This window comes from Azospirillum sp. NS33 (assembly GCF_059703765.1).
The window spans coordinates 41,727-51,854 of sequence record NZ_BAAKJB010000043.1 but is presented as its reverse complement, the minus strand read 5'-3'; the positions used below and the strand labels follow the sequence as shown (position 1 = coordinate 51,854).

Annotated in this window: 8 protein-coding genes and 1 pseudogene; 4 read left to right on the top strand and 5 right to left on the bottom strand. The window is 71.9% G+C overall.

The window, feature by feature from the left end:
• A pseudogene (locus AC6H2I_RS26830) lies at positions 1 to 196 on the top strand (erythrose-4-phosphate dehydrogenase); the annotation flags it as partial.
• A gap of 206 nt (positions 197 to 402) precedes the next feature.
• Positions 403 to 1,452 carry a histidine kinase dimerization/phosphoacceptor domain -containing protein gene (locus tag AC6H2I_RS26825; RefSeq protein WP_497503840.1) on the top strand — a complete coding sequence of 350 codons (1,050 nt, stop codon included), beginning with the start codon at positions 403 to 405 and terminating at the stop codon, positions 1,450 to 1,452.
• Positions 1,453 to 1,455: 3 nt separating this feature from the next.
• Here the strand turns inward: AC6H2I_RS26825 and AC6H2I_RS26820 are convergent, their stop codons facing one another.
• The 5 genes from AC6H2I_RS26820 to AC6H2I_RS26800 form a co-directional block, all read right to left on the bottom strand.
• Positions 1,456 to 2,103 (bottom strand): Crp/Fnr family transcriptional regulator, encoded by a 648-nt coding sequence (locus tag AC6H2I_RS26820; protein ID WP_497503839.1) that lies wholly within the window; start codon positions 2,101 to 2,103, stop codon positions 1,456 to 1,458.
• A 253-nt stretch (positions 2,104 to 2,356) separates the two neighbouring features.
• Positions 2,357 to 2,698 (bottom strand): type II toxin-antitoxin system HicB family antitoxin, encoded by a 342-nt coding sequence (locus AC6H2I_RS26815; protein WP_497503838.1) that lies wholly within the window; start codon positions 2,696 to 2,698, stop codon positions 2,357 to 2,359.
• Positions 2,699 to 2,804: 106 nt separating this feature from the next.
• Positions 2,805 to 3,584: an ABC transporter ATP-binding protein gene (locus AC6H2I_RS26810; protein ID WP_497503837.1), complete on the bottom strand. Its 780-nt coding sequence runs from the start codon at positions 3,582 to 3,584 to the stop codon at positions 2,805 to 2,807.
• Positions 3,581 to 4,840, bottom strand: a complete 1,260-nt coding sequence (locus AC6H2I_RS26805; RefSeq protein ID WP_497503836.1) for an ABC transporter permease — start codon at positions 4,838 to 4,840, stop codon at positions 3,581 to 3,583. Before AC6H2I_RS26805 ends, AC6H2I_RS26810 begins: the two co-directional genes overlap by 4 nt.
• A gap of 1 nt (position 4,841) precedes the next feature.
• Complete coding sequence (locus AC6H2I_RS26800; RefSeq protein ID WP_497503835.1) at positions 4,842 to 5,861, bottom strand: efflux RND transporter periplasmic adaptor subunit; 1,020 nt, start codon at positions 5,859 to 5,861, stop codon at positions 4,842 to 4,844.
• A 148-nt stretch (positions 5,862 to 6,009) separates the two neighbouring features.
• Here AC6H2I_RS26800 and AC6H2I_RS26795 point away from each other — a divergent pair, with 148 nt between their 5' ends.
• Both AC6H2I_RS26795 and AC6H2I_RS26790 read left to right on the top strand, forming a co-directional pair.
• Positions 6,010 to 6,426, top strand: a complete 417-nt coding sequence (locus tag AC6H2I_RS26795) for a hypothetical protein (RefSeq protein ID WP_497503834.1) — start codon at positions 6,010 to 6,012, stop codon at positions 6,424 to 6,426.
• Positions 6,427 to 6,830: 404 nt separating this feature from the next.
• Complete coding sequence (locus AC6H2I_RS26790; RefSeq protein ID WP_497503833.1) at positions 6,831 to 10,040, top strand: Rne/Rng family ribonuclease; 3,210 nt, start codon at positions 6,831 to 6,833, stop codon at positions 10,038 to 10,040.
• Positions 10,041 to 10,128: the final 88 nt, after the last annotated feature.

The following is a 10,128-nucleotide window of genomic DNA, read 5'->3' as shown; positions in this document are numbered from 1 at the left end:
GGGCATCCTCGGCTGCTACGACGAGCCGCTGGTCTCCAGCGACTTCAACCACGACGACCACTCCTCGATCTTCGCGCTCAAGGAGGTCAAGGTCATCGAGGGCACCTTCGTCCGCATCATGACTTGGTACGACAACGAATGGGGCTTCTCCTGCCGCATGAGCGACACCGCCGTCGCCATGACCAACGCGAAGTAGGCACCCCACCACGGCACCGGTGATGCCCCGGGGCCCCATGGTGGGGGCGCCGGGGTCCGGGAGGGCGCCCCCACCAGGGGGGCGCCCTCTTTCTGTTTCACCGGATGGCGGCGGGGGACACGAAAGTGGGAAGAGGCTTAACACAGGTTAGTGCGCGGAATTATATTGCTCGGTATGATTCTCTTTTCCGCCAAGGCCCCCGGAGAATGACGGAGCCCATGGACATCGAGGCCCTACCGGAGGCCGACGCGGATCCGTCCACGTCCGGCTGCCCGCACCTGATCGAGGCGGCCCGCTCGTCACTCCTCCCGATGGCGCTGTGCACCCTCGACCGGCCCGGCTATCCCATCCTGTTCGCCAACGACCCGTTCGCCGCGTTGTGCGGGTGCACGGCGGCGGCGATGATCGGACAGGACTGGTCCTGCCGCGATGCGGCCGGCGCGCCGCCGCTGTCGCTGGCGCTGGCCGAGGCGGTCCGCGCCGGTGCACCGGCCGCCTTCGACACCCTGCTCCGCCGCGCCGGCGGCGACACGGTGCCCTGCCGCCTGTACGCATCGACGATGCCGGGGCGCCCGCTCCTGCTGGTGCAGGCGGTGGATGCCGGCCCCGCCGCCGCGACCGCGCTGGCCACCGCGGAAACGCTGCTGCGCGATCTCCGACACCGGGTGATGAACCACCTCCAGTTCATCCAGAGCGTGCTGCACATGCAATCCCAGCGCGTCGATTCCGAGCCGACCCGCGAGGCGCTGCGGGACATCGGCGCGCGCATCGACACCCTCGCCGTCGTCTACCGCCAACTCTACGCCAATCGGACCGACAGCCGGATCGAGCTGGCCGGCTATCTCGGCCAACTCGTCTCCAACCTGTCGGCCTTCTACGACCGGGAGGGCCGCATCGCCTTGCTCATCGACTCCCCGGACGAGGAGCTGCTGTTGCCGGTGGAGCGGGCGTTCCCCCTTGGCCTGATCGTGACCGAACTGGTGGTCAACAGCTTCAAGCACGCCTTTCACGGGCGCGGCGCCGGGACCATCGCCATCGCCATCGCCCAGCCCGGCGCCGCCCTGGCGGTGGTCGAGGTGTCCGACGACGGTCCGGGCATGCCGGACGCCGACGACCCTGCCACCGGCAAGCGCCTCGGCCTCACCCTCATCCGCTCGCTGGCCGCCCAGATCGGCGGCACGGTGACCATCGGCCGCGGCGTCTCCCCGCAGGCGCCGGGCGCACGCATTGCCCTGGCCATCCCGCTGGTGGATTGACCATCAGACGGCCGGTCGCGCCGCCGCGACGTCGGCGGAACGGCGGAGGTACAGGTAGACGTCGTCGAAATCGGCCGCGGCCGTCAGCTCCGACACCCGCAGCACGTGGACGACCGGCCCGTCGATCTCGATCAGTCCCTCGCTGCGCAGGCGCGCCAGCGTCCGGTTGACGTGGACGGCGCTCAGCCCGAGGGTGTCGGCGATCACCTCCTGGGTCACCGGAAACTGGAACCGGTTCCCCTCGGCCATCTCCACCGACCGCAGGCGATGAAGGACCTCCAGGATCAGGTGGGCGAGACGCTCATGGGCACGCCGCCGCCCCAGGCAGGCGATCTTTTCCGCCAGCACCGCCTCGTCGCGTGCCGCCGTCCACGCGAAGGCCGTCGCCAGCCGGGGATGGTGGTGGACCATGCCGGTTATCCACTCCGGCGGGCATTCCGCCACCTCGATCTCCGTAAGCGCGGACGCGGAGTGGTCGGAGACGACCAGAAGATCGGCGTAGAGACCGATGATGTCGCCGGGCAGAACGAAGTTGGTGATCTGCCGGCGGCCATCGGACAATGTTTTGAAACGGATCGCCCACCCTTTGCGCAAGATAGTGACCGTGCTGAACGGCTCCCCCTGCACAACGAGGTCCATTCCCGCAGGCATTCGCCGGGTCACCGATTCAATGCGGTCGACATACGAACGCTCATCCGGCCCAAGGATTTGAAAACCTTCAAGCTTACGAACCAGCGCACTCTTCGCAGATGTCTTCGTCATCTCTCCGTCGCCACTTATCCAGCGTGCGAGAGGCGAACACGTGATCTGCGCGTTTATTCATGTCTCATTGGGATTACGCAGGACGACGGGGGATGCTCCCACCGACGGCGCTGCGGGCGGGGCGGCGGCGCGCCGATCCCGGTCAACCGGCCTTTCCGGCGACGCCCGCCGCCTCGCAAAGGCGTTCGGCCACCCACGCCGACACGCTCTTGCCCTCCCGCCGGGCACAGACGGCGATGGCACGGTGCAGGGCGGGATTGACGCGCACCGCGATGGTCCCCGAATACGGGCGCTCGGCCGGGGTCGCCTGGTCGCTGGACAGCGCGATGTAGTCGTCGACCGCCCGGTGGAAGGCGCCGCGCAACTCGTCGACCGAACGACCGGAAAAGGCGATGCGGTCGCGGGTGTTGATCACCTCGCCGATGAACACGCCGGCTTCGTCGTCGTAGTCGATCTGGGCCCTGTGGCCCTTGTAGTCCATCATCGGCGCGCCCCCCTTGCGGATGCGGTCGCACCGACCATAGCGGAGGCACGGCATCGGGCGGGTTGACCTGCCTCAATCCCCCTCCGCGACGGGGCGCAATGCGGCATTATGCGCGGCCCGGCGGCGGCGCCAGCCGGCCGTCGACCAGGTGGAGCCGGCGGTCCGCCTGCCCCGCCAGGTGCTCGTCGTGGGTCACCGCGACCACCGCGGTTCCGGTGCGTGCCAGCTCCTGGAAGATGTCGAAGACGCGCTGGGCGTTCCGGGTGTCGAGATTGCCCGTGGGCTCGTCGGCCAGCAGCAGGCGCGGCCGGTTGGCCAGCGCGCGGGCGATCGCCGCACGCTGGCGCTGCCCGCCCGACAGCTGATCCGGCCGCTTGTCGGCCTGGTCCGCCAGGTCCAGCCGGTCCAGCAGGTCGCCGGCGCGCCGGGTCATCGCCTCGTCCGGTTCCGCCGCCAAGCGGCGCATCGGGATCAGCACGTTGCCCAGCACCGTGAACTCCGGCAGCAGGAAGTGGAACTGGAAGACGAAGCCGAGCCGGGTCAGCCGCAGCCGCGCGCGCTCGGCCTCGGGCAGGTCGGCGGTGTCGCGCCCCTCGATCCGCACGCTGCCCTCGCTGGGGCGGTCCAGCAGGCCCAGGAGATAGAGGAGGGACGACTTGCCCGACCCCGAGGGTCCGGTGACGGCGACGAACTCTCCGGCGGCGACGGCGAGGTCGACGTCCCGCACCAGCGTCACCGGGACCGGCCCGTCGAGCCGGCGCCCCACCCCCCGCGCCTCCACTACGGGCGCCTCCACATCGGGCGCCTCCACATCGGGCGCCTCCACATCGGGCGCCTCCACACCGGGCGCTGCCCCGGCGGGTGCTGCCTTGGCGGGCGTGGTCACGCCGCCCCCCGCACGATCTCCACAGGGTTCAGGGAGGCCGCCCGGCGGGCGGGCAGGTAGGCGGCCAGGGTTGCCGCGGTGACCGAGAAGGCGCCGCCCACGGCGTAGTGGACCAGCGAATAGGCGAGATGGAAGCGGTCGTTCTGGATGGTGCTTCCGCCGAAATCGAGGCGGATGCTGGCCAACAGCGACACCAGGCCGAAGCCGACCGCCCAGCCGAGCAGGGCGCCGACGACCCCGACCATCAGCCCCTCCAGCACGAAGATGCGGCGGATGTCGGCCTCGGTGAAGCCCAGGGATTTGAGGATGGCGATGTCCCGGCTCTTCTCGAACACCACCGTGGAGATGATGTTGAAGATGCCGAACGCGGCGACGATCATGATCGCCCCGACGGTGGAGTACATGATCACGTTCTGGACCCGGAACACGCCGAAGATGCCCTGGTTGGCCTCCTGCCAGCTTTCCGCCTTGTAGGCATGGCGCGTCTCGATGCGGGCGGCGACGGTGCGGGCGGACTCCACGTCGGCGAGGCGGACGCGGATGCGGTTCACGACGTTGGGCCGGTCCAGCAGGATCTGGGCCTCCTTCAGCAGCATCAGGGCCTGGCCGTCGTCGAAGCTGGTGACCCCGGTCCGGTAGACGCCGACGACGCTGACCCGCCGCTCGACGCCGGCCGCCGACACCGCCGTCAGGCGGTCGCCCAGGGCGGCGCCGAGCCGCTTGGCGAGACCGGACCCGATCACCACCCCGTCGGGGCGGGTGGTCAGGTCGTGCAGGCTGCCCACCTGCATGTCCTTCTCCAGCCGGGTGATCCGCATCTCCTGATCCGGGTCGATCCCGCTCAAGGTCGCGTTCCGCTCGGCCGCGCCATAGCGCAGGAACACCTGGCCGGCCAGGGACGCCGCAACCGCGGCCCCGGGCAGGCGGCGCAGGTCCGCCACGATGGCCGGGGCGCCCTTGATGCCGCGGACCGCGTCGCGCGGCTTCACCCCATGCACCGCCACCGCCGCGGCCGTCCCGGCGAGGGCGGTGACCGCGGGCTGGCGCGCCGGCTCCCGGAACTCGTCGCTGATCGTGATGTGCGGCGCCACGTCCACCACCGTGGCGATGAAAAACCCCTGGAAGCCCTGCATCATCGCCGCCATGCCGATGAAGAACCCGACGCCCAGCGCCACCCCGATCACCGACACCAGGGTCTGCCGCTTGCGGCCGAGCAGATGGGTCGACGCGATGTGGAGGGAGAGCGGCGGCGCCATGTCACGCCCCCGCGCCGTCGATCCGGACCGCGGCACCGTCGGCCAGGCCGGGCGGCGGCGCCACCACCACCCGCTCGTCCGGGGCGACGCCCGTGCGGATCTCGGCCATACCGTTGCCGACCGCCCCGGTCTCCACCGCACGCAGCCGAACGACGCCGCCGCTCACCACGAACACCTGGCCGTGCCGGACCGCGTCCTCGGGAACGAGAAGCGCGGTCTCGGTGCGGCGGACCACGATGTTGGCCTCCACCGTCATGCCGATGAGCAACGGCGTGTCCCCGGGCAGCGCGATGCGCACGCGGTAGCTCTTGTTCACGGGATCGCCCATCGGCGTCACCGCGTCGACGCGCCCGTCGAGCGCCTGATCCGGAAAGGCATCGGCGGCGATCAGGGCGCGCTGGCCCCGGGCGACCCGGGGCATGTCCTCCTCGTCCACCTCCACCACGGCCCACAACGGACTCGGCCGGCCGATCGTGAACAGCACCCGTGCGCCGGTCGTGCGCACCACGTCGCCGACCTCGGCGTCCCGCCGCAGGACCACACCATCGATGGGCGCAACCAGAACGTGCCTCGCCACGACGCCCCGCTGCGCGCCCGCGGCGGCGCGCGCCTGGGCGAGGTCGCTGACCGCCCGCTCCAGGGTCGCCGGGCTGGCGACCCCGCGCCGCGACAGCTCCTCCTGGCGCTCGAGTTCGGAGCGGTGGAAGCGCACCCGGGCTTCCAGCTCGGCCAGATGGGCCGCCGCCTCGTCGTCGTCGAGACGGGCCAGCACCTGGCCGCGGCGAACCGGCTCGCCGTCGCGCACCAGCACCTCGTCGATGCGGGCGGCGACCAGGGATTCCACGCGGGCCCAGTGCACCGGCTCCACGGTTCCGGTGGCGTAGACCGCCTCGACCGCGGGACCCCGGATCACCGTGACCACGGCGACCAGCGGCGGCAGACGGCTCCACCACGCCGCGCCGGCCGCCGCGGCGAGGGCCAGCAGCAGCACGGGGATGAAGACGATGGCGGGACGGGTCATGCGGGGCCGTCGTGATGGCTGGGTCCGGCAACGGAGATACGCTACCATGGCCGCCACGACCATGACGGACATCAAGCCATCCCGGAAGCGGCGCCCGATCCCCCGGCGCCCGATCCCACCCCGCCCTATCCTCTGGCGCCCGATCCGGGTGCACGGGATCGACGACGCGCGGTGCGGACTCGCCGTGGCGGCGGCGCTCGGCGTTCCCGTGGTGCTGGTCAGCGCGCCCGCCGGTGCGGCCCATGGCGGCGCCCTGTGGTTCCGCCACCTGGTCGATGCGGCGCGGGCGGAGCACCCGGCGGTGGCGGTGACCGCCGTGCTCGACTGCGGCGACCGGGCCGGTGACGCCCAGGGCGCGCTGCACGCGGGCGTGCGGGACCTGCTGTTCCACGGCCCCGCCGACGTCGCGGCGCGCCTGGCTGCCATCGCCGCCGCCCGGGGAGCGCGCATCCACACGGACCTGGCCCAGCCGCTCGACCTCCGCGGCGTCCCGAACCCGGCGGCGGCATGCCGCGGCTGGCTCGCCGGCGCCACGGCCGGTACGCCCCCGGTCGAGGACCGGTGATCCCCGGCTCCGCCAATTCCTTTATTGTACGCGCCGCCATGCTTGTCTATGGTAGCCATGCGACATACCGCGATCCGCCCGTTCGTGCCGTGACTCCTCCGCCAACATGGAGGCGACCCGGTGCCGGGGCGGCGTCGGGCAGGGAATGGGGCCGGCCGCACAGACGCCTCCGGCAGCGTTTCATGTCTGGCGCTTACGGGTTTGCCGGTGGAAGAGGAGAAACCTTGAAGCTGGCCTCGGTCGAACACGCCGAGGTCCGGTGCTCGCACCCTGTGACGTCCTGGCAGCTCTCGACAGCGCCGTTCGACGTTGCGATGCCGGCGCTGAACGCTTCGCCAAAGCGATGATGCTTCGCCTCGTCCGTAGGTCGCGCGGGCGGGCCGGGGGCGTCATGGGGATCTTGAATGACAAAGCGCATGCTGATCGACGCGACGCACCCGGAAGAAACCCGGGTCGCCGTGCTCAGTGGAAACAAGCTCGAAGACCTCGACTTCGAAATCGCCTCCCGAAAGCAGCTCAAGGGCAACGTCTACCTGGCGAAGGTGACCAGGGTCGAGCCCTCGCTGCAGGCGGCCTTCGTCGAGTACGGCGGCAACCGCCACGGCTTCCTGGCCTTCTCCGAAGTCCATCCGGACTACTACCGCATCCCGACGGCCGACCGGCAGGCCCTCCTCGAGGAGGAGCGGCGCCTGAACGCCCAGGCCGAAGCCCGCGCCGAGCGCGAGGCCGACGCCGAGGGCGAGGGCGAGGACGAGGGGTCCCGCCGCCGCCGCCGCCGCCGCGCCACCGAAGGCGAGGGTGACGGCGACTTCGCCGGCACCCCCGACGACGACGGCTCCGACGACAGCAATGGCGGCGACGTCGGCGGTGGCGGGGCCGCCATCGCCGAAGCCATGCGGCGCGACGAGACCGGCGAAGACATCTCGCCGATGCCCTCGCCGCTCTCCGACGACGGCGACGCCGACGATGGTGACGACGACGCGGTGGCGGCCGGCGACGCCGGTCCGGTGCCGCCCGGCGCCCCCGACACGGTCGAGGACGACGAGGCCGACGAGGTCGAGGAGACCCGGCGCCGCCGGACCCGCCCCTTGCGCTCCTACAAGATCCAGGAGGTGATCAAGCGCCGGCAGATCATGCTGGTCCAGGTCACCAAGGAGGAGCGGGGCAACAAGGGTGCGGCGCTGACCACCTATCTGTCGCTGCCCGGGCGCTTCTGCGTCCTGATGCCCAACACCGGGCGCGGTGGCGGGATCAGCCGCAAGATCACCAATCCGGCCGACCGCAAGCGCCTGAAGGAGATCCTCTCCGACCTCGACGTTCCCGATGGCATGGCGGTCATCCTCCGCACCGCCGGCCTGGAGCGCTCGCGCCCGGAGATCAAGCGCGACCTGGAGTACCTGCTGCGCCTGTGGGACGACATCCGCGAGCAGACGATGAAGTCGAGCGCCCCCTGCCTCATCTATGAGGAGGCGAACCTGATCAAGCGCTCGATCCGCGACCTCTACGCCGACGACCTGGACGAGGTGTGGGTCGAGGGCGAGAGCGGCTTCAACGCGGCACGCGACTTCATGCGCATGCTGATGCCCACCCACACGAAGCGGGTTCAGCGCTATCAGGACGACCAGATCCCGCTGTTCCACCGCTACCAGGTGGAAGGGCAGATCGATGCCATCCACAGCCCGGTCGTGCACCTGAAATCGGGCGGGTACATCGTCATCAACCCGACCGAGGCGCTGGTCGCCATCGACGTCAACTCCGGCAAGTCGACGCGCGAGCGCAACATCGAGGAGACGGCGTTCAAGACCAACCTGGAGGCGGCGGACGAGGTGGCCCGCCAGCTCCGTCTGCGCGACCTGGCCGGCCTGGTGGTCATCGACTTCATCGACATGGAGGAGTCGCGCAACAACGCGGCCGTGGAACGCCGCCTCAAGGAGGCGATGAAGAGCGACCGGGCGCGCATCCAGCTCGGCCGGATCTCCCCCTTCGGCCTGATGGAGCTGTCGCGCCAGCGGCTGCGCCCGTCGCTGCTCGAGATCAACTTCGAGCGCTGCCCGCACTGCGCCGGCACCGGCGTCGTCCGCTCGGTCGAATCGGCCTCGCTGCACGTGCTCCGGGCGATCGAGGAGGAGGGCATCCGCAAGCGCTCCGCCGAGATCACCGTGTACGTTCCGTCGGCGATCGCCCTCTACATCCTCAACCAGAAGCGCACCGACCTGACCCGGATCGAGGCGAAGTACGGCTTCCGCGTGCAGGTGCAGGCGGACGACGTGCTGATCGCCCCGGATTTCCGGCTGGACCGGGTGAAGGCACGCCAGCCCGGTGACGAGGGCCAGGCGCTGGTGAGCGCCGACCGTGTCATGGCGGAAACCGACCGCCAGCTCGCCACCGCGGCCAGCGCCGCCGACGTGGTCGAAGAGACGGTGGTCGAGGAGAGGGAGGACGCCGAAGCGGCGGAGGAGACGGCGGACGCATCCGAGGCGGGTGATTCCGGCGACCGCCGGGGCCGCCGCCGCCGCCGCCGCCGCCGTGGCCGTGGCGACGCCCGCGACGGCATGGAGGCACGTCCCGCCGAGCCGGGCGAGGAGGACGCCGCCGACGCGGAGGCCGACTCGGACATCGAGGTGTACGCGGACCGCACCACCGAGACCGTCGCCGACGACGAGCCCGACGCCGAGACCGAGGCCGAGATCGAGGCCGACGCGGAGTCGGAAACGGACGGCGACGGCGAAAGCGATGGTGACAGCGACGAGGCCGGTCGCAAGAAGCGCCGTCGCGGCAAGCGCGGCGGTCGCCGCCGCACCCGCCGCGAGGACGGCGTGACCGGCGAGGCCGAGGCCGGCACCGAGGGTGAGCCCGCCGCCGTTCCGCCGCCGGCCGGCCCCGTGCCCGTCGCCGCCGAACCGCTGGAGCCCATCGACTTCGATTGGATCCTCACCGGGGAGGCTCCGCCCGCCGAGGCCCCCCCTGCCGAGGCCCCCCCTGCCGAGGCCGGTGTGGAGCCGGAGCCCCAGCCGACGGCCGACGCGGACCCCGTGACCCCGCCGGAGCCGGCGATCGAGCCGACGGCGTCCCCGGCGCCCCGCTCCCGGGCCGGCACCCGCGCCAAGGCGGAGGCCAAGGCGCCGGCGGAGCCGAAGGCCAAGGCCGCACCGAAAGCCAAGGCCGAGCCCAAGGGCAAGGCGAAGGCCACTCCCAAGGCCAAGGCGGCGCCGGCCGAGGCCGCCGTGGAGGAAGCCGCGGCCCCGGCCAAGCGAGCCCCGCGCTCGCGCAAGAAGGTGGTGGAAGCGGCGGACGCCCCGCAGGCCGGGTTGCCGCCGGCCGAGGCCCCCGCCGAGGCCCCGGCCCCCGCCAAGCGGGCCGCGCGCTCGCGCAAGAAGGCGGTGGAGCCGGTGGCGGCACCGCAGGCCGAACTGCCCCCGGCCGAGGCCGAGGCACCGGCGCCGCGTTCCACCCGGTCGCGCAAGAAGGTGGCGGCGCCGGCAACCGCGCCCCAGGCCGAGCTGCCGACGGTGTCCGAACCGGCGCCCGTTCAGCCCTCCGCCACCGAGGCCGCCCCGGCCGACGAGTCGGAGACGGCGCAGGAGCGGCCGCGCCGCGGCTGGTGGGCGCGCTGATCGCCACGGGCCCATCCCTCGCCTGACGCCCGGCCCATGGCCACCGCTGCGGCGGCGGCCTGGGACGGGCCCCCGCGAGCCCGTGTGA

Bases quoted from the DNA above. Each gene is read 5' to 3' on its own strand.
- AC6H2I_RS26825 (WP_497503840.1), top strand. From the start codon at position 403: ATGACGGAGCCCATGGACATCGAGGCCCTACCGGAGGCCGACGCGGAT.
- AC6H2I_RS26790 (WP_497503833.1), top strand. From the start codon at position 6,831: ATGACAAAGCGCATGCTGATCGACGCGACGCACCCGGAAGAAACCCGG.
- AC6H2I_RS26815 (WP_497503838.1), bottom strand. From the start codon at position 2,698: ATGATGGACTACAAGGGCCACAGGGCCCAGATCGACTACGACGACGAA.
- AC6H2I_RS26800 (WP_497503835.1), bottom strand. From the start codon at position 5,861: ATGACCCGTCCCGCCATCGTCTTCATCCCCGTGCTGCTGCTGGCCCTC.
- AC6H2I_RS26805 (WP_497503836.1), bottom strand. From the start codon at position 4,840: ATGGCGCCGCCGCTCTCCCTCCACATCGCGTCGACCCATCTGCTCGGC.
- AC6H2I_RS26820 (WP_497503839.1), bottom strand. From the start codon at position 2,103: ATGCCTGCGGGAATGGACCTCGTTGTGCAGGGGGAGCCGTTCAGCACG.